19 protein-coding genes are annotated in these 17936 nt (G+C 62.4%); all 19 read right to left on the reverse strand.

Annotated elements, in window-relative coordinates; translation table 11 throughout:
• Positions 1-43 precede the first annotated feature (43 nt).
• Entirely contained in the window at positions 44-349 is a 306-nt protein-coding gene (locus QOM08_RS02860; RefSeq protein ID WP_014336352.1) for an urease subunit beta, read from the reverse strand.
• Positions 346-879, reverse strand: a complete 534-nt coding sequence (locus QOM08_RS02865; protein WP_003197345.1) for a GNAT family N-acetyltransferase — start codon at positions 877-879, stop codon at positions 346-348. Before QOM08_RS02865 ends, QOM08_RS02860 begins: the two co-directional genes overlap by 4 nt.
• 5 nt (positions 880-884) lie before the next feature.
• Complete coding sequence (locus QOM08_RS02870) at positions 885-1418, reverse strand: GNAT family N-acetyltransferase (RefSeq protein WP_047227359.1); 534 nt, start codon at positions 1416-1418, stop codon at positions 885-887.
• Between the two features lie 9 nt (positions 1419-1427).
• Entirely contained in the window at positions 1428-1730 is a 303-nt protein-coding gene (ureA, locus tag QOM08_RS02875) for an urease subunit gamma (protein ID WP_047227360.1), read from the reverse strand.
• A gap of 167 nt (positions 1731-1897) precedes the next feature.
• Positions 1898-2749, reverse strand: coding sequence for an urease accessory protein UreD (locus QOM08_RS02880; RefSeq protein WP_316912535.1), 852 nt, complete (start codon positions 2747-2749; stop codon positions 1898-1900).
• A 30-nt stretch (positions 2750-2779) separates the two neighbouring features.
• Positions 2780-3478 carry an urea ABC transporter ATP-binding subunit UrtE gene (gene urtE / locus QOM08_RS02885; RefSeq protein ID WP_274090540.1) on the reverse strand — a complete coding sequence of 233 codons (699 nt, stop codon included), beginning with the start codon at positions 3476-3478 and terminating at the stop codon, positions 2780-2782.
• A gap of 132 nt (positions 3479-3610) precedes the next feature.
• Positions 3611-4471, reverse strand: coding sequence for an urea ABC transporter ATP-binding protein UrtD (gene urtD / locus QOM08_RS02890; protein WP_047227437.1), 861 nt, complete (start codon positions 4469-4471; stop codon positions 3611-3613).
• Positions 4471-5547: an urea ABC transporter permease subunit UrtC gene (gene urtC / locus QOM08_RS02895; protein ID WP_316912536.1), complete on the reverse strand. Its 1077-nt coding sequence runs from the start codon at positions 5545-5547 to the stop codon at positions 4471-4473. The genes urtD and urtC overlap by 1 nt, the downstream gene beginning before the upstream one ends.
• A complete protein-coding gene (gene urtB, locus QOM08_RS02900; protein ID WP_139048494.1) occupies positions 5547-7049 on the reverse strand; it encodes an urea ABC transporter permease subunit UrtB in 1503 nt (500 codons plus the stop codon). Before urtB ends, urtC begins: the two co-directional genes overlap by 1 nt.
• Before the next feature lie 163 nt (positions 7050-7212).
• Complete coding sequence (gene urtA, locus QOM08_RS02905) at positions 7213-8478, reverse strand: urea ABC transporter substrate-binding protein (RefSeq protein WP_058545695.1); 1266 nt, start codon at positions 8476-8478, stop codon at positions 7213-7215.
• Positions 8479-8721: 243 nt separating this feature from the next.
• Complete coding sequence (locus QOM08_RS02910) at positions 8722-9732, reverse strand: FecCD family ABC transporter permease (protein WP_092395852.1); 1011 nt, start codon at positions 9730-9732, stop codon at positions 8722-8724.
• Positions 9729-10676, reverse strand: a complete 948-nt coding sequence (locus tag QOM08_RS02915; RefSeq protein ID WP_139048493.1) for an ABC transporter substrate-binding protein — start codon at positions 10674-10676, stop codon at positions 9729-9731. The genes QOM08_RS02910 and QOM08_RS02915 overlap by 4 nt, the downstream gene beginning before the upstream one ends.
• Positions 10673-11461 (reverse strand): ABC transporter ATP-binding protein, encoded by a 789-nt coding sequence (locus tag QOM08_RS02920; RefSeq protein ID WP_139048492.1) that lies wholly within the window; start codon positions 11459-11461, stop codon positions 10673-10675. The genes QOM08_RS02915 and QOM08_RS02920 overlap by 4 nt, the downstream gene beginning before the upstream one ends.
• 200 nt (positions 11462-11661) lie before the next feature.
• A complete protein-coding gene (locus QOM08_RS02925; RefSeq protein WP_076382860.1) occupies positions 11662-13041 on the reverse strand; it encodes a PepSY-associated TM helix domain-containing protein in 1380 nt (459 codons plus the stop codon).
• A 171-nt stretch (positions 13042-13212) separates the two neighbouring features.
• A complete protein-coding gene (locus tag QOM08_RS02930; protein WP_316912537.1) occupies positions 13213-15339 on the reverse strand; it encodes a TonB-dependent copper receptor in 2127 nt (708 codons plus the stop codon).
• 84 nt (positions 15340-15423) lie between these two features.
• Positions 15424-15816, reverse strand: coding sequence for a DUF2946 domain-containing protein (locus tag QOM08_RS02935; protein ID WP_316913212.1), 393 nt, complete (start codon positions 15814-15816; stop codon positions 15424-15426).
• A 57-nt stretch (positions 15817-15873) separates the two neighbouring features.
• A complete protein-coding gene (locus tag QOM08_RS02940; RefSeq protein ID WP_316912538.1) occupies positions 15874-16353 on the reverse strand; it encodes a copper chaperone PCu(A)C in 480 nt (159 codons plus the stop codon).
• A 47-nt stretch (positions 16354-16400) separates the two neighbouring features.
• A complete protein-coding gene (locus QOM08_RS02945; protein ID WP_188252140.1) occupies positions 16401-16805 on the reverse strand; it encodes a DUF2946 domain-containing protein in 405 nt (134 codons plus the stop codon).
• 442 nt (positions 16806-17247) lie between these two features.
• Positions 17248-17607, reverse strand: coding sequence for a DUF6124 family protein (locus QOM08_RS02950; protein ID WP_188252139.1), 360 nt, complete (start codon positions 17605-17607; stop codon positions 17248-17250).
• Positions 17608-17936: the final 329 nt, after the last annotated feature.

Raw genomic sequence — 17936 nt, forward strand, 5'->3', positions numbered from 1 at the left:
GAGCGAGCTTGCTCGCGATGAGGCCAGTACAGGCCTCCATGGCTTAAAGGTCGCCCATCACCCGCCCGGCAAACCCGAACACCCGGCGATGCCCCGCCAAATCCACCAGTTCCACCTCGCGGCTCTGGCCCGGTTCGAAGCGCACCGCGGTGCCGGCCGGAATGTTCAGGCGCATGCCACGGCTGGCGGCGCGGTCGAAGGTCAGGGCGTCGTTGGTTTCGAAAAAGTGATAGTGCGAGCCGACCTGGATCGGCCGGTCGCCGCTGTTGGCGACGTTCAGGGTGAGGGTGCGGCGACCGACGTTGAGTTCGATGTCGCCGGGCTGGACCTGGTATTGGCCTGGAATCATTGCGGTTGCCCCAAAGTCTTGTAGTAAATGGCGGTCGGGGTGTACGTCCCGTCCGGGCTCTGGCAGTAGTCGGGCAGTTCACCGACGCGGGTGTAGCCCATGGCGCGGTAGAATGCCTCGGCCTCGGAACCAGCCTCCGTGTCGAGGTACAACAGGCCGCGCTTGTGCTGGCGGGCGCCGAGTTCCAGGGCGCTCATCAATTGCTGGCCCAGGCCGCGGCGGCGAGCCTCGCCGCGCACCAGCAGCTTTTGCACTTCGGCACGGTTGAGACCGTTGGGTTTCTGGCACAGGGCAAGTTGGACGCTGGCCTGCACCTGTTCATCCTTGACCACCACCCACAGCAGCAAGTGGCCCTGGTTGAGACTGGCCTGAACCTCATCGAAATAGGCGCGTGCCTGGACCGCATCGAGATCGGCCATGAACCCCACGCTGGCGCCATAGCCGACAGCGTCGAGCAACAGATCGATCAGGCCCTGGCGATAATGTGCAAAGCTCTCGGCGTGGACTCGACGCAACTGGGCGGGGTTCATAGGCATCACTCCTTGTCGACGGCAGGCGGAAGCGCCCCTGGGTTGAGGATCAACTGCATGAAAGTCAGGTCCAGCCAGCGGCCGAATTTGGTGCCCACCTGGGGCATCTGCCCGGTGGTGATGAAACCGGCCCGCTCGTGCAGGCGAATCGAGGCGGCGTTGCCGCTTTCGATGGCCGCGACCATGACGTGTTTGCCGCACGCCCTGGCGCGCTCGATCAGGGCCGTCATCAACAGTGAGCCCAGGCCGTTGCCGCGTTGGTCATCACGTACGTACACCGAATGCTCCACGGTGTGCCGGAAACCATCGAAGGGTCGCCAGTCGCCGAACGAGGCATAGCCGAGGACGTTATCCTCGTCATCGACCACCACCAGCACTGGATAGCCTTGCGATTGCCGGGCGCTGAACCATGCCTGGCGATTGCCCAGGTCCACGGCCTGTTCGTTCCAGATCGCCGTGGTGTTCAGCACCGCGTCGTTGTAGATGTCACGGATCGCTGGCAAGTCGGCGTGGCGGGCGTCTCGAATGTCATAGGTCATGGTGCGGCCTCACGCGATCGGCTGGTGGACAGTGACCAGTTTGGTGCCGTCGGGAAACGTCGCCTCGACCTGGATCTCCGGGATCATTTCCGGGATGCCCTCCATTACCTGTTCGCGGGTCAACAGCGTGGTGCCGTAATGCATCAGCTCGGCCACGGTCTGGCCATCGCGGGCGCCTTCGAGCAGGGCGGCGGAAATATAGGCCATCGCCTCCGGGTAGTTGAGCTTCAAGCCGCGAGCCAACCGTCGCTCGGCGACGAGGCCGGCGGTGAAGATCAGCAGCTTGTCTTTTTCGCGTGGGGTCAGGTCCATGTGCAATCCATAAGGGCAGATAAAAAATTCTTGCTGTAAACACAGATCTCCTTGTGGGAGATCCTTTGTGGGAGCGAGCTTGCTCGCGATAGCGGTGTGTCAGTCGACATTAATGTTGAATGTTCCATCGCCATCGCGAGCAAGCTCGCTCCCACAGGAAAGCAGATTCATGTACTCCAGATTCTGGGCGGCATGGCCTCTCTTCCAAGCAATGCAGGCCTGAGCAAACGCCACAATTCAATCAGCCAACCCCGCGCCAGCAGCGCCTCGCTCGCCAGGCACCGGGCCACGATCAGGCCGGGTAATTGCGTCAAGTCGCCGCGCACGTCATGGCCCAGGGATCGGCACCGTTCCAGCAACTCGCTATCAATCTCGCCCGTCACCAGCAGAGTGGCAAACACCGGATCGCCGCCCAGTCCGATGGGCGAGTCGAGCAATCCGTCACCGCCCACAATGCGCTGGCGTTCATGCCAGAGCAACTGCCCGTCGCGGCGGATGTCCAGCCGCGACTGGAAGTGCCCCAGGTCAAATCGTTCACCGCTGGCCGGCCGGCCGAGGGCCACCATGTCCCAGTAGAACAAGCGCCCGTCACCTTGCAGGTCGATGCTGGTGCTGAGTTCGGCCTGGGCGGCGCTGAAGACGATGGTTTCCTGGGGCAGCCATTCCAGGGTCGCCCCCGCGGCCACGCTCAGGTTCAGTTGCTGATAGGCCGGGCTGGCGGCGCGATACCACTTGGCCGCGCCGGGACTGGTCAACTGCGCCCAGGCAGCGGGGCCGACGTGGGCCGCGATGTCCAACCGATCACCGCCGGCAATTCCGCCGGGCGGGTGGACGATGATGTGCTGGCACACTTCGGGGCCTTCGGCGTACAGGTGTTTTTGCACCCGCAGCGGACCTTTGTGGCGGCGCTGTACCGGACGCGTGCAGTCACCGAACCGGGCATAACCCAGTTCCAGCTCGGCATGCCAGCTGGGGGTGAACAGGGCCGAAGGCGCCAGTAAGGAGACAGGTAAGCTCATGATTTCCGATTATCGTTAGAGCGCTACAGACTAGATCGTAACCAGCCCGCGCACACCCTCGGCTTCCATATTTTCTCCGCGCCCCTGCTGCACGATCTCGCCCCGGGACATCACCAGGTATTGATCGGCCAGCTCGGCGGCGAAGTCGTAGAACTGCTCCACCAGCAAAATCGCCATGTCGCCCCGGGCCGCCAGTTTCTTGATGACCACGCCGATCTCCTTGATCACCGACGGTTGAATGCCTTCGGTGGGCTCGTCGAGAATCAGCAGGCGCGGACGGCTGGCCAGGGCCCGGCCAATGGCAAGTTGCTGTTGCTGGCCACCGGACAGGTCACCGCCACGGCGTTGTTTCATTTGCAGCAGCACCGGGAACAATTCGTAAATGAACGTCGGCACCTCCTTGGCCTCGGCGGCGGGAAAACGCGACAGGCCCATCAGCAGGTTTTCTTCCACCGTCAGCCGTCCGAAAATCTCCCGGCCCTGAGGCACGTAGGCAATACCGGCGTGCACCCGTTGGTGCGGTTTGAAGGTGGTGATGGGTTTGCCTTCCCAGCTCACCGCCCCTTCCTTGGCCGGCAACAGGCCCATCAGGCATTTGAGCAGGGTGGTCTTGCCCACGCCGTTGCGGCCCAGCAGGCACGTCACCTCGCCGACCTTCACGTCGAATGACAGGCCGCGCAGGATGTGGCTACCGCCGTAGTATTGGTGCAGCTTGTCGACTTGCAGCATTTTCCAGATTCTCCTCGAACCCCTGTGGGAGCGAGCCTGCTCGCGATAGCGTCAGAACATTCAGAATGGATGCTGACTGACACACCGCCATCGCGAGCAGGCTCGCTCCCACATAAAAAGCAATTTTGCGCCTCAGCGCCCGAGATACACCTCGATCACCCGCTCATTGTCCTGCACCTGCGCTAGCGACCCTTCGGCCAGCACGCTGCCCTGGTGCAGCACGGTGACGTGGTCGGCAATCGCGCCGACGAAGCCCATGTCGTGTTCCACCACCATCAGCGAATGCTTGCCCGCCAGTGATTTGAACAGCTCGGCAGTGAACTCGGTTTCGGCGTCGGTCATGCCCGCCACTGGTTCGTCGAGCAGCAAGAGTTGTGGGTCCTGCACCAGCAGCATGCCGATCTCCAGAAACTGTTTCTGCCCGTGGGACAGCAACCCGGCGGCGCGATTGACCGACGTCGTGAGGCGGATGGTCTCCAGCACTTCGCTGATGCGCTCGTGTTGCTCGCCAGTGAGTTTGGCCCGCAGGCTGGCCCACACCGATTTGTCGGTTTTCAGCGCCAGCTCCAGGTTCTCGAACACGCTCAAGGCTTCGAACACCGTGGGTTTCTGGAATTTGCGACCGATGCCGGCCTGGGCGATCTGCACTTCGCTCATGCTCGTCAGGTCCAGGGTTTCACCGAACCAGGCCTTGCCGTGGCTGGGCCGGGTCTTGCCGGTGATCACGTCCATCAGCGTGGTCTTGCCCGCGCCGTTGGGGCCGATGATGCAGCGCAATTCGCCGACGCCGATGTACAGGTTCAGAGCGTTCAGGGCCTTGAAACCGTCGAAACTGACGCTGATGTCTTCCAGGGTCAGGATGGTGCCGTGACGGGTGTTCAGGCCCTTGCCGGCGGCCTGACCGAGGCCGATGGCGTCGCGACTGCTGCCTTGGTCTTTGTTGGGATCCAGTATGGGTTCGAGCATGAAATCGGCTGTGGGTGTGATTCGCATCATTCGCCCCTTTTCTTGAGTAGCCCGATCACACCCTTGGGCAGATACAGGGTCACAACGATGAACAGCGCGCCGAGGAAGAACAGCCAGTACTCGGGAAAGGCCACGGTGAACCAGCTCTTCATGCCGTTGACCACACCGGCCCCCAGCAGCGGCCCGATCAGCGTGCCGCGCCCGCCAAGGGCCACCCACACGGCGGCCTCGATGGAGTTGGTCGGCGACATTTCGCTGGGGTTGATGATGCCCACCTGCGGCACATACAACGCCCCGGCCAGGCCGCACAACACCGCGCTCAACACCCAGACGAACAGCTTGAAGCCACGGGGATCGTAGCCGCAGAACATCAGGCGGTTTTCCGCGTCGCGCAGGGCGGTCAGCACTCGGCCGAACTTGCTGCGGGCCAGGCGCCAACCAATGAACAGACTCGCCACCAAGAGCAGCACCGTGGCCAGGAACAGCACCGCTCGGGTGCTCGGCTCGGTGATGCCAAAGCCCAGGATCGAGCGAAAGTTGGTGAAGCCGTTGTTGCCGCCAAACCCGGTTTCGTTGCGGAAAAACAGCAGCATCCCGGCAAACGTCAGGGCCTGGGTCATGATCGAGAAATACACGCCCTTGATCCGCGAGCGGAAGGCGAAGAAGCCGAACACCAGCGCCAGCAACCCTGGTGCCAGCACCACCAGGCACATGGCCCAGACAAAGCTGTCGGTGCCGCTCCAGTACCAGGGCAATTCGCTCCACGACAGAAAGGTCATGAACGCCGGCAAGCCGTCACCGGCGGCCTGGCGCATCAGGTACATGCCCATGGCATAGCCGCCCAGGGCGAAGAACAGACCGTGGCCCAGGGAGAGCAGGCCGGCGTAGCCCCAGACCAGGTCCAGCGCCAGGGCGACGATGGCGTAGCAGAGAATCTTGCCCACCAGGGTCAGGGTGTAAGCCGAGACATGCAGCGGGTTATCCACTGCCAACAGCGACAGCAGCGGCAGACTCAACAGCACTGCCAGGATCACCACGCCGACGGCGAGGGTGACTTTCGGGCCGGCCTTTTGCGCGGCCGTGAGCATCAGGGGCTGGTTCATCAGTCGATTACCCGTCCTTTGAGCGCGAAGAGGCCTTGCGGACGCTTCTGGATGAACAGAATGATCAGCGCGAGGATCAGGATCTTGCCGAGCACGGCGCCGATCTGCGGTTCAAGAATCTTGTTGGCGATGCCCAGCCCGAACGCGGCGAACACACTGCCGGCCAACTGACCGACGCCACCGAGCACCACCACCAGGAACGAGTCGATGATGTAGCTCTGGCCCAGGTCCGGGCCGACGTTGCCGATCTGGCTCAGGGCCACGCCACCGAGCCCGGCGATGCCCGAGCCGAGGCCGAAGGCGAGCATGTCCACGCGGCCGGTGGGCACGCCGCAGCAAGCGGCCATGTTGCGGTTCTGGGTCACCGCGCGCACGTTCAGGCCCAGGCGGGTCTTGTTCAGCAACAGCCAGGTCAGCGCCACCACGAACAGGGCGAAGGCGATGATCACGATGCGGTTGTAGGGCAGTACGAGATTCGGCAGCACCTGGATGCCGCCGGACAGCCAGGACGGGTTGGCGACTTCAACGTTCTGCGCGCCGAACACCAGGCGCACCAGTTGGATCAGCATCAGGCTGATGCCCCAGGTGGCGAGCAGAGTCTCCAGGGGGCGCCCATAGAGGTGACGGATCACCGTGCGCTCCAAAGCCATACCGATGGCGGCGGTGATGAAAAACGCCACCGGCAGGGCGATCAACGGGTAGAACTCGATGGCATTCGGGGCGAAGCGCTGGAACAGCATCTGCACCACGTAGGTGGAATAGGCCCCCAACATGAGCATCTCGCCGTGGGCCATGTTGATCACCCCCAGCAGGCCGAAGGTGATTGCCAGGCCCAGGGCGGCCAGGAGCAGGATCGAGCCCAGGGACATGCCGCTGAAGGCCTGGCCCAGCAATTCACCGATCAGCAGCTTGCGCTTGACCTGGCCTAGGCTGGTTTCGGCGGCGGTGCGTACCGTGGCGTCGGTTTCAACGCCGGGTTCGAGCAGGCCTTCGAGGCGGGTGCGAGCCAACGGATCGCCGGTTTCCCCCAATAGCCGCACGGCAGCCAGGCGAACCGACGGGTTGGGGTCCACCAGTTGCAGGTTCGCCAACGCCAGGCTCAGGGCTGCATGCACGTCTTCGTCCTGCTCGCCGGCCAGTTGCCGATCGAGAAACGCCAGTTGGGCTGGGCGGGCGCTTTTTTGCAGTTGTTGGGCAGCGCTCAGGCGCACGCTGGCGTCAGCGGCCAATAGTTGATGGCTGGCCAGGGCGGTTTCAATCAACCCTCGCAAGCGGTTGTTCAGGCGCAGGGTCTTGGGCTGGCCGTCGACGGTCAACTGGCCTTGTTGCAAGGCGTTGATCAGTTCGACACGCTCAGGTTCCGGTTGCGCGGCCCAGGTTTCCAGCAGCGTGGCTTGCTGGGGCGGCTTGGCGGCGAGGAAATCTTCGGCATCACCGGCGTGGGCCTCCAGTGGCAATAGCAGCACCAGGGCGAGGATGAGGCGGTAGAGGGCGGTGGGCATATGCTTGGCCTTGCGCGAACTTCTTTCTTATGTGGGAGCGAGCCTGCTCGCGATAGCGGAGAGTCAGTCACATCATTTCTAGCTGACCCACCGCTATCGCGAGCAGGCTCGCTCCCACAAGGTTGTGTGTCGGTCCCGGGATCCAGGACCGACACCCATGGGCTCAGTTGCTCTTCACCGCATAGTCAGGCTTCTTGTCGTTGCCTTCGATGAACGGGCTCCATGGCTGGGCGCGGATCGGGCCCTCGGTCTGCCAGACCACGTTGAACTGACCGTCGGCCTGGATCTCGCCGATCATCACCGGCTTGTGCAGGTGGTGGTTGGTCTTGTCCATGGTCAGGGTGTAGCCCGACGGTGCGTCGAAGGTCTGGCCGGCCAGGGCTTCGCGGACTTTGTCGACGTCGGTGGACTTGGCTTTTTCAACCGCTTGCGCCCACATATGGATGCCGACGTAGGTGGCTTCCATCGGGTCGTTGGTCACGGCTTTGTCGGCGCCTGGCAGGTTCTTGGCCTTGGCATAGGCCTTCCAGGAATCGACGAATTTCTTGTTCGCCGGGTTATCCACGGACTCGAAGTAGTTCCACGCCGCCAGGTTACCCACCAGCGGCTTGGTGTCGATGCCGCGCAGCTCTTCTTCGCCCACCGAGAACGCCACCACTGGTACGTCGGTGGCTTTCAGGCCCTGGTTCGCCAGTTCTTTATAGAACGGCACGTTGGAGTCGCCGTTGACCGTGGAGATGACCGCGGTCTTGCCGCCGGCCGAGAACTTTTTGATGTTGGCCACGATGGTCTGGTAGTCGCTGTGGCCGAACGGGGTGTAGACCTCTTCGATGTCCTTGTCTGCCACACCTTTGGAATGCAGGAACGAACGCAGGATCTTGTTGGTGGTGCGCGGGTAGACGTAGTCGGTGCCCAGCAGGAAGTAGCGCTTGGCACTGCCGCCTTCTTCGCTCATCAGGTATTCCACCGCCGGAATGGCCTGCTGGTTCGGCGCCGCGCCGGTGTAGAAGACGTTCGGCGACATCTCTTCGCCTTCGTATTGCACCGGGTAGAACAGCAGGCCGTTGAGCTCTTCGAACACCGGCAACACGGATTTGCGCGACACCGACGTCCAGCAGCCGAACACCACCGCGACCTTGTCCTGGGTCAGCAATTGACGGCCTTTTTCGGCGAACAGCGGCCAGTTCGAGGCCGGGTCCACGACCACCGCTTCGAGCTGCTTGCCGTTGACCCCACCTTTGGCGTTGATCTCGTCGATGGTCATCAGCGCCATGTCCTTGAGGGACGTCTCGGAGATCGCCATGGTGCCGGACAATGAATGCAAGATGCCGACCTTGATGGTTTCGGCGGCCTGGACGGTCCAGGCCATGCCCATCGCGGCAATGCTTGCCGAGAGTGTAAAAGCCTTGATCAAGCTACGACGCTTCATTGTGCGATCTCCGTGCAATTATGAGTTTTTTTCGATGGCAGATGCGGACGCTGAAGGGGCTTTTGCAAGGGGTGTGCCCGGTTGGGCAAAGGCATTGAGAATGCGGGGTTGGCGCGCTGGGGTAAAAGTGCGAATGCACCACTAGCGACCGCGGCCTAGGCGCTGGTGCGATCAGATGCGCCACATTGGGGCGAAGGCTTGCAGTTCCCCGGTTATTTGCAAGTCAGGGAAACAGGGGTGGATTCAGCGACGGCGCATCAGGCCGATGAAGAACAGGCCACCGATAGCGGCAGTGGCGACGCCAATGGGCAAGTCCTCCGGTGCGATCAGGGTCCGGGCCGCCACATCCACCCACACCAGGAACAGGCTGCCCAGCAGAACACACGCAGGCAGCAGCCGACGGTGTTCGGCACCCACCAGGCGCCTGGCAATGTGCGGCACCATCAGCCCGACAAAACCGATCGAGCCGCTGATGGACACCAGCACGCCGGTCATCAGCGAGGCGATCAGGAAAATCCACAACCTCACCTTCGCCGCGTTCAGGCCCAGGGTCACGGCGGTCTGTTCGCCCGCCATCAGTGCATTCAGCGGCCGGGCCATGCCCAGCAGCAATCCCAGCCCCAGCAACACACTGGCCGCCGGCACCGCCAGCAATTCCCAGCGCGCCAGGCCCAGGCCGCCGAGCATCCAGAACATCACTGCGGAACTGGCGCGATGGTCACCCAGAAACAGCAAGAGGTTGGCCGCCGCCATCATCACGAATGACACCGCCACGCCGCACAGCAACAAGCGATCGCTTTCCAGACGGCCTTGGCGGCTGGCGATGGCCAGTACCAGCAACATGCTCAACAATGCGCCGATAAATGCGGCCAGCGGCAGGGTCAGCAGACCAATGATCTCACCGACATGCAGCACCACAATGACCGCCCCCAGGGTCGCGCCGGACGTGACGCCCAGCAGGTGCGGGTCGGCCAGGGGGTTGCGCGTTACCGCTTGCAGGACCGCACCGATCAACGCCAGCCCCGCGCCCACCAAGGCACCGAGCAGCAGGCGCGGTACGCGGATCAGCCAAACGATATGTTCCTGGCCGGGCGACCAATACACGTCACCCACACCGAAAGCCTTGTTCAGCAGGATGTCCCAGACCACAGCCACCGGCACCCGCGCCGGACCGAACCCCAGGGACACCACGCACGACACCAGCATCAGTGCACCGAGGCACACCAGCAGCGCGCCATAGCGACGATTGCTCATGGACGGTGAAAACCCTTTGCCAGGGTTTGCACCGCCAATACGTTATCGATACCCGGCGTGGCCTGGACGTAAGGGATCACGATGAAGCGCCGGTGCTTGATCGCATCCACTGATTGCAGGGCCGGGTTGTTCAGCAGGAATTGCTGCTTCTGCTCGGCGCTGACTTCGCCGTAATCGACAATCACGATCACTTCGGGGTTGCGCTCGACCACGTTCTCCCAGCTCACCCGGGTCCAACTGGTCTGCACGTCATCGAGAATGTTGCGCCCGCCGGCCGCATCGATCAGGGCCTGTGGCATGCCGAGACGGCCGGAGGTCATGGCGCGGTCTTCGCCACTGTCGTACAGGAACACTCGGGGCTGATCAGCAGGCAACTGCTTGCGCACTTGCGCCACCTGGGCCTGCATCGAGGCGATCAACTCATTGGCGCGGTCCTGCACATCGAAAATCCTTCCCAGGTTGCGCAGGTCGTTGTAGGTGTCTTCCAGGGTGGCCGGCGGGCGTTTCATCACGAACGCGCAGGATTCGGTCAACTCGTACACATTGATGCCCAGCGGTTGCAGGGTTTGCGGCGTCAGGTCGCCGCCCACCCGCATGCCGTAGTCCCAGCCGGCAAAGAAGAAATCCACGTTGGCATTGAGCAGGGTTTCCACCGACGGGTATTTGGCCGCCAGCTCCGGCAGGCCATCGAGGATTTTCTCCATGTCGGGCGTCACTGACTTCCAGCCGCTGATGCCGCTGTAGCCCACCATGCGCGACTTGAGCCCCAGGGCGAGCATCATCTGGGTCATGTTGATGTCATGGCTGACGGCGTGTTTCGGCGCCTGGTTGAATGTGACTTCGCGATTGCAGCTTTGGATCGTCAATGGGTAGCGGGTGGTCTCGGCCAAAGCATGTGTACTGCCGAGCAGCAGCGGCAGAAGCAGCAGGGAACGCAAGATCATGGTTGGGTTATCCAGGTGATTCGGGGGTGGGCGGCCAAGGGGTGTTCGTCAATCAGCGCCTGCACGCCAAAGACGTCGCGCAATAGCGTGACCGTCAGCACTTCCTTGGGCGTGCCGCTGGCGACGATGTGTCCGTGGTCGATGACGTAGAGCCGATCACAGAACGCAGCGGCCAGGTTCAGGTCGTGGATGCTGGCGAGGGTGCCGATCCCCAGGCGTTTGATCAGTTGCAGCAGTTGGAGTTGATAACGCGGGTCGAGGTGATTGGTCGGCTCATCGAGGATCAGCACCTGCGGCTGCTGCGCCAGGGCGCGAGCCAGGATCACCCGTTGCTTTTCCCCGCCCGAGAGTGTGGCGAAAGCATGGTCGCCGAAACCTTGCAGCCCCACCGATTCCAGTGACTGGCTGACCAGGCTCAGGTCTCGCTGATTGTCGCCATCGAACAGGCCTTTGTGTGGCGTGCGCCCCATGGCGACCACTTCCTGGACCGTCAGACCGAAGGCGTCGGGAAACTCTTGCAACACCACAGCGATGCGTTGGGCGCACCAGCGCGAGGACTGTTTCCAGACGTTGTGATGGTCAAGTTTCACCTCGCCCGCCTCCGGCTGACTGAACCGATAGGCGCAGCGCAACAGACTGGTCTTGCCGCTGCCATTGGGCCCGATCAACCCGACAAACTCCCCGGCACCCACCTGCAACGTGGCGTCACGCAGCTGGAACTGATGATGGCAGTGGCCATGGCCCAGGGGTGTCCAGGCGAGGTGGGAGAGGGTTAGCGAGGTCATGCATACACTCAAATGATTGGATCGATCCGAAGCCCCTGTGGGAGCGAGCTTGCTCGCGATAGCGGTAGGTCAGTCACATCTCTGTTGGCTGATCCACCGCTATCGCGAGCAAGCTCGCTCCCACAAGGGATGGTGTTCACCGTTTGGAAAACGGGCGCGATTGTAGAGGTTTCGCGCCGTCTTTCGTTAACGCGCTGTCTTCAACTTGAAGATGAAACCACCTCAGGCTGGCGATTGAAACGGGTGACGAGCCGATCCAGCAACCCCATCACCAGCAGCGACGCCCCCACCAGCGGAAACACCACTGCCAGGGCCAGCATGATGAACACCCCGGTCTTCCAGGTCGGCAAGTCGTGACGCAGCGCCGGTACGCCGAACTTGCCCTGGGGCCGACGCTTCCACCAGATCACCACGCCGCTGACGGCGCTGAGCAGGATCATCAGGCAAATCAGCAGCACGATGATCTGGTTCAGCGGGCCGAACATCTTGCCTTCGTGCAGCATCACGCCGGTTTCGGTGGCGCGGGCGACGACGCCGTAATGTTCCCAACGCACATCCGCCAGGACCTTGCCGGTGTACTGGTCCACGTGCAGGGTCGCGTCGTTGCGCGGGTCGTCGGCGAATACAGCGATGGTGAATACGCCGGTGGCGGTGGTCGGCAGGGTGATGCTGTAGCCAGGTTCCACTTTGCGTTCGGTGGCGATGTCCTGCACCGCTTGCAGGCTTACGGTCGGCGCGGCGGGACCTTCATGGGCGCCGCCGTGGGCCATGTGTTCGGCATGGTCGCCGGACATCGGCATCGGGGTATTTTCCACGGCCCAGGGTACGGTCTGGCGGTGCGCATTGTTGAGGCTGCCGGCGGCGACGTCGGACTTGGGCATGTCGTTCCACATGGCAGCCGGGAAGCGGTTCCAGAGGTCAGCATATTGCTTGCCCCAGAAGCCGGTCCAGGTCATGCCGCTGAGCAGCATCACCAGCAGAAACGCCGCGCCCCAGAAGCCGACGACCCCATGCAGGTCGCGCCAGAACAAACGACCGCGAGCGCTCCAGCGTGGCCACAACACTCCGGCCGACGACTGCCCGCGAGGCCACCACAGGTACAGGCCCGACACCACCAGGACCACGCCCCAGCCGGCGGCCATTTCCACCAGTCGGTCACCCACGGTGCCGATCATCAACTCACCGTGGATGGCCCGGGCGATGGCTTGCAGGTTGTCCTTGGCGTCCTGTTCACCGAGGACATCGCCATGGTACGGGTCGATGAACACGTTCAGCTCGCGGCTCTTGTCGATCACCACGAATTGCGCACTGCGCTCGGCATTGATCGGCGGCAGGTACTGTTTGACCTGGCCTTCGGGGTAGGCCTGGCGGACCTGTTTGAGCAGGTCGTCCGCCGCCATCGTGTGATGGCCGGCCGGCACGTTCAGCAGGCTGCCGTACATCAGAGGGTCGAGTTGCGGCTTGAACAGGTAAATGATGCCGGTCAAGGCCAGCATCACCATGAACGGCGCCACGAACAGCCCGGCATAAAAATGCCAGCGCCAGGCCAGGTTGTAGAAATTGGGTTTCGGTTGGCTCATTTTAGAAGCGCTCCGCAGGGCAAATGTGATCGTTATGTTTTTGGCGCTTTTGATCGTTCCCACGCTCCCGCGTGGGAACGCATCCAGTGACGCTCTGCGTCACCGCAGGACGCGAAGCGTCCCGTGCTGCATTCCCACGCAGAGCGTGGGAACGATCAATCAGGTCAGTTGTTAGAAGCTCATATCCACCTTGGTCCAGAGCGTGCGCCCCGGTTCGTTGATGGCTTGCGGGTCACTCGCCGGGTAGCCGAACCCGGCGTTGCCGGCCAGGTTCAGATGTTCGGCGTAGGCTTTGCCGAACAGGTTGTCGACGCCGCTGCTGACCTTCCAGTGCTTATTGATGCGGTAGGCACCGTTGAGGGAGAACACCCCGAACCCGGAACTCTTGCCGTAGTCCTTGCCCACTACGTTGCCCTTGTTCTCGTCGACACGGTTTTGCGCGGCCACCACGCGCCACAGGGCGCCGGCGCTCCAGCGATCTTCGCTGTAGGTCAGGCCCAGGCGGGCATCGAGCGGCGGCATCTGTGCCAGGGCGCTGCCATCGCTGCTGTTTTTGCCCCAGGCGTAGGCCAATGTCGCATCGGCTTTCCAGCGCTCGGTCAGCTTGTAGGCCGCGCCCAGCTCACCACCCATGATCCGCGCATCAATGTTCTCGGCCCGGGAGGTGGTGCCCATCATGCCGGGCGTGTAGTCGAACAGGATGTAGTCGCGCACCTGCCCGACATAACCTGACGCCCAGGCCTCAAGGGTTTCGGTCTTGTACTGCAGGCCGAAGTCGAGTTGGGTGGTTTTCTCCGGTTTGATCGAGTCGAAAGCATTCAGCGAACCGGCGGGGCCGGCGTTGGCCGAAAACAGCTCCCAGTAATCCGGAAAGCGTTGTGCGTGGCCCAGGCCCGCATAGAGGGTAGTAGGGCTGTCGGCCAGATCGTGTTCGTAGCGTACGAAACCACTGGGCAGCGTGTCGGCGCGGGTTTGGTCGGCAGTGGGATTGGGCCGGGCGGACATGCCGGAGCCGATGCTTTGACGGTAATCCTTGGCCGAGGCACGGTCGAGGCGGGCGCCGCTGACCAGCCGGTCGCGGTCGGCGGCGTACCAGGTCAACTCACTGAACACGCCGTAGTTATGAAAGTCGGCGTCCTTGGTGCGCGGCCGTTCCTTGTAGGTGTCGATGCCCATGCTACTGCGTTGGCGATGCTCGTTGGTCTGGGCGTCCAGGCCACTGATCAATTGCACATCGGCCCAGCGCCAGGTGGCCTTGATGCGTGCGCCGAGGGTGCGGCGGTCGACGTTGGACGCCATGGGGCCGGCCATCATCCCGGTGCCGGACGGCGTGCGCAGCGTGTAGTTGTCCATCACATGGTCGGCGTAGTTGTAGTAGACCTGCGCTTCGAGCGTATCCAGCACATCGCCCATGTTCGAACGCTCGAAACGCAAGCCCAGGCTTTCACGCTTGAACTGCGAGCCATCCATGCCACGTCCGGCGTAGCGTGCTTCACCGTCGCCCTTGCCAGCGGTCAGTTCCAGCAGGGTATCGGCATCCGGCGTCCAGCCCAGCGTCACGTCGCCGTTCCACTTGTCGTAGCGCGACGGCACCGTGTCGTTGTTGCCGTCACGATAATCGTCTGAATGAGCGGTGTTGCCGATCACCCGCACGTAACCCAAAGATCCGCCGGCAGCCGCATCCACGACCTTGTCGAAGCGACCGTTGGAACCGGCCAGTACGCTGGCGTTGATCCGGGTGCCCAGTTCGCCGAACTGCTCCGGCTCGCGTTCGAACAGCACGGTCCCGGCCGATGCACCAGGGCCCCAGAGCACGGTTTGCGGGCCCTTGATAACGGTGAGTTTGTCGTAGGTTTCCGGCGAAATATAGGACGTCGGCGCGTCCATCCGGCCCGGGCAAGCGCCCAGCAGCATGCTGCCATTGGTGAGAATGTTCAGCCGCGAGCCGAACATGCCCCGCAGTACCGGGTCGCCATTGGTGCCGCCGTTGCGCACCAGGGCGAAGCCGGGAATGGTCTTGAGATAATCGCCGCCGTCGCTGGCCGGCACCGGTTGGCGCGGATCCTTGGGGTTGGTGACCACGGTCAGGGGCGAGCTGGGAGCGACGGCGGTAATGACCGTCGGGCTCAGCTCTTCGATCTGAGCTTCGTGGTGAGCATGCTCGTCGGCCAGCGCACAGGGCGTGAGCAGCAGGCCGCACAGTGCGGTGGCGGTGTAGCGAAAACGAACCCGTGGCTCGTTCGGGGAGCAGCGAACCTGGGCTGCCCCCAATGCGATGTCGGCAGAAAACCTGGACATGATGATTCCATCGAACAGACGTAAACGACACGGTCGGGCAACCTGGGGCTGTCTTTTGCGACCGGGTGAAGTAAGTGTCGGGGTCTACGCGTCGAGGGGCGGTGCGCGGGTGCGGGCACCGGGGAAGAATGACGTCCGGGCATGGCCCAGGCGTGGCGAGGGGCTGGTGTAGGTGTGGGGTGGCGGGGTATCGAAGACGGCGAAGCTATGCCCCCCCGTCAGCGCAGGGCAATTGAACAGCAGGCTGCAATAACCACACTTTTCCCACAGTACGTGATGCTCGCTCTGGGGCGGGCAATGTTCGGCTTTCGCTGCTTCATGCTCGGCGTGAACGCCCGCCGACATGTCCATTTCCATGTTCATGGTCATGGACGAAGACATGCGCTGATCCATCGGCATCGACTGAGAAATCAGCGGACCGATAAAGATCATCAGCATGGCGAACAGGCTGATCCAGCTGCCGCGTGTCAGGCTCATCAGCTGACGGCGGGGCATGACCGACCTGGCGCGGGGCGTTCGCATGGGCAGAGGTGATCAGTGGGCGTGCATTTGGGTTTTGCTGCTGTCGGGGGCCTTTTTCTGCACTGCGACATCGACCGTGACATCCCCCGCTTTTTCGAAATGCAGGGTCAGAGGGAAGCGTTTGCCGTCGCTGAGCAGGCTGCGATCCTCCAGCCCCAGCAGCATCACGTGATAAGCCATCGGCGCGAAGGTGACAGTCGCACCGGGGGCGATATCAACGACGGGCACCGCTTGCATTTTCATCAGGTCGTTTTGCATCACGTGTTCGTGGAGCTCGGCTTTGTCGGCAATCGGCGAATCGACGCTGAGCAGTTTGTCGGCGGTTGTGCCCTTGTTGTGAATCACGAAGTACGCGGCCACGGTCGGTGCATTGGGCGGCAACTCCTGGGACCATGGATGAGCGATTTCAAGCTCGCCCGCTTTGTACTGGTGAGCTTGGGCGAAGCCGACGGGAAGCAGCAGGGCGGCCAGCAGGATAAGTCTGTTCAGCATGGGTAGTTCTCCGGAACGATTCAGGGCGCAGGGGCATGCGGGAAGAATCAGGCCAGAGGTGAGGCGCGGGGATTGAGGCTCGGCCATTGCTGGCGCGGTGTGGGGCTGTCGAGCAGTGGGTGGGCCGCGCCGCGATGGGCCGGCTGAGCATTCAGGTACAACTGCGGCTCGTGCCCGGTGAGCGCCACCAAGGGCGGCGACCCCGCACAGCACCAGCAATGCTGCATCGTCGAGTGATCGTCGTTCTGCGGCGTGCTCTGCTCGAACTTGCCCAGGGAAATCGCCACCAGTTTCGTGCCGCTGGAAGAGCAGAAACTGCCCCACAGCAATTGCTCGGCTGGCGACTGGGCCTTTGCCATCGCACCACCGCTGCCGGAAAGCGGCATGGCAAGCATGTTGAACAGCACTGCGAAGCAGGCGATCCAGGCAAATGCAAGCCGTTGTCGGGACATGGGGCAATCCGCTCGATGGTCGATCAGGTGGCGGTATTTAGCCTGATCGGGGTTGATAAGTAAAAAGAGCACGTGCGGTGTAGGGTCGCAGGGCTTGGGTTAACAGTAGCAACAGATCTTCAAGGGAGTGCTTTTATGGCAATGGATTTTGATCATCTCCTGCTCTGCGTTCAAAAGCAGAGTAGGGGCTTCATCGTGTGTTTATAGCTTCGTGTGAGGGCCATAGCATTCCTTTGAAACTCTAGGGGTGTGCGCACTCATTGTGGCGAGGGGATTTATCCCCGTTGGGCTGCGAAGCAGTCCAAAAATCTGATCTCGCGGTTTGTCGGGTGGACTACATTCACTGCTCTTGGGGCTGCTGCGCAGCCCAACGGGGATAAATCCCCTCGCCACAGGATTGGGTTTGACCAATCGTTTTTGATCAAACCCAACGCCCTGTGGCTTATCTCGGGTCGACCACATCCAGCGCCCGATTCGCCAGCAACTGGCCCAGCTCAATCATTTGCTGGACCCCTTGCGCGATATGTCGTCGCGAGCCCTCCAGATCGAATGCCAGGTCGCTGACCATGGCATTGGCCGACGCCAGGGTTTCGCTGAGGTTGGCGAGCAGGCATTCGGCGTCGACGTTAGGTGCGATGACGAAAAGGGTATTTAGCGTGTCGGATGGTTCTTTGTCGGCTGACGGCTTGAGGTAATAGTCCAAGGCGCGGGTGGCCGCGTCGTCGAGTTTTTTGGCGTTGGCTGACTGGCAACGGGACGTGTGGTCGTCTGGGGTTGGGGGATTCGGTGTGTTCTTGAACATTGCTGGAAACTCCATGTTATGGAGCCGCAACCGTTTCGCGACTAAACGAAGGGCGGCGGCTGTGCGCAGGTTAGTCGACCGGGGAGTCCAGCATTACCGGCGCGCCCGAAGGCGCCCTGCGCACAACCACCATCGAGTGCAGGGATGAGACACCTGACTGACGGAGCTTGTGAACCTGCTGAAAACCTCGGGCGACTAAACCCGATCACTGATGGGCAGTGACGGGATTCAAGTTACCGACGGCCTCCAAGGCGCACAAGCCAGCGGATTCTGGCGTAGTTGTAGGCAGCGGCGCAAGGTGACGTAGCTTGCTGGCGTAGTTCCGACAG

The organism is Pseudomonas sp. P105 (assembly GCF_032614175.1).
GTDB lineage: Bacteria > Pseudomonadota > Gammaproteobacteria > Pseudomonadales > Pseudomonadaceae > Aquipseudomonas > Aquipseudomonas rhizophila.

What these genes read in the sequence shown, in the direction of transcription:
- QOM08_RS02865 (WP_003197345.1), bottom strand. Translation starts at nt 879, where the DNA reads ATGAACCCCGCCCAGTTGCGTCGAGTCCACGCCGAGAGCTTTGCACAT.
- QOM08_RS02870 (WP_047227359.1), bottom strand. Translation starts at nt 1,418, where the DNA reads ATGACCTATGACATTCGAGACGCCCGCCACGCCGACTTGCCAGCGATC.
- urtD (WP_047227437.1), bottom strand. Translation starts at nt 4,471, where the DNA reads ATGCGAATCACACCCACAGCCGATTTCATGCTCGAACCCATACTGGAT.
- ureA (WP_047227360.1), bottom strand. Translation starts at nt 1,730, where the DNA reads ATGGACCTGACCCCACGCGAAAAAGACAAGCTGCTGATCTTCACCGCC.
- QOM08_RS02935 (WP_316913212.1), bottom strand. Translation starts at nt 15,816, where the DNA reads ATGAGCCTGACACGCGGCAGCTGGATCAGCCTGTTCGCCATGCTGATG.
- QOM08_RS02945 (WP_188252140.1), bottom strand. Translation starts at nt 16,805, where the DNA reads ATGTCCCGACAACGGCTTGCATTTGCCTGGATCGCCTGCTTCGCAGTG.
- urtE (WP_274090540.1), bottom strand. Translation starts at nt 3,478, where the DNA reads ATGCTGCAAGTCGACAAGCTGCACCAATACTACGGCGGTAGCCACATC.
- urtA (WP_058545695.1), bottom strand. Translation starts at nt 8,478, where the DNA reads ATGAAGCGTCGTAGCTTGATCAAGGCTTTTACACTCTCGGCAAGCATT.
- urtB (WP_139048494.1), bottom strand. Translation starts at nt 7,049, where the DNA reads ATGCCCACCGCCCTCTACCGCCTCATCCTCGCCCTGGTGCTGCTATTG.
- QOM08_RS02860 (WP_014336352.1), bottom strand. Translation starts at nt 349, where the DNA reads ATGATTCCAGGCCAATACCAGGTCCAGCCCGGCGACATCGAACTCAAC.
- QOM08_RS02915 (WP_139048493.1), bottom strand. Translation starts at nt 10,676, where the DNA reads ATGATCTTGCGTTCCCTGCTGCTTCTGCCGCTGCTGCTCGGCAGTACA.
- QOM08_RS02940 (WP_316912538.1), bottom strand. Translation starts at nt 16,353, where the DNA reads ATGCTGAACAGACTTATCCTGCTGGCCGCCCTGCTGCTTCCCGTCGGC.
- QOM08_RS02925 (WP_076382860.1), bottom strand. Translation starts at nt 13,041, where the DNA reads ATGAGCCAACCGAAACCCAATTTCTACAACCTGGCCTGGCGCTGGCAT.
- urtC (WP_316912536.1), bottom strand. Translation starts at nt 5,547, where the DNA reads ATGAACCAGCCCCTGATGCTCACGGCCGCGCAAAAGGCCGGCCCGAAA.
- QOM08_RS02950 (WP_188252139.1), bottom strand. Translation starts at nt 17,607, where the DNA reads ATGTTCAAGAACACACCGAATCCCCCAACCCCAGACGACCACACGTCC.
- QOM08_RS02920 (WP_139048492.1), bottom strand. Translation starts at nt 11,461, where the DNA reads ATGACCTCGCTAACCCTCTCCCACCTCGCCTGGACACCCCTGGGCCAT.
- QOM08_RS02930 (WP_316912537.1), bottom strand. Translation starts at nt 15,339, where the DNA reads ATGTCCAGGTTTTCTGCCGACATCGCATTGGGGGCAGCCCAGGTTCGC.
- QOM08_RS02910 (WP_092395852.1), bottom strand. Translation starts at nt 9,732, where the DNA reads ATGAGCAATCGTCGCTATGGCGCGCTGCTGGTGTGCCTCGGTGCACTG.
- QOM08_RS02880 (WP_316912535.1), bottom strand. Translation starts at nt 2,749, where the DNA reads ATGAGCTTACCTGTCTCCTTACTGGCGCCTTCGGCCCTGTTCACCCCC.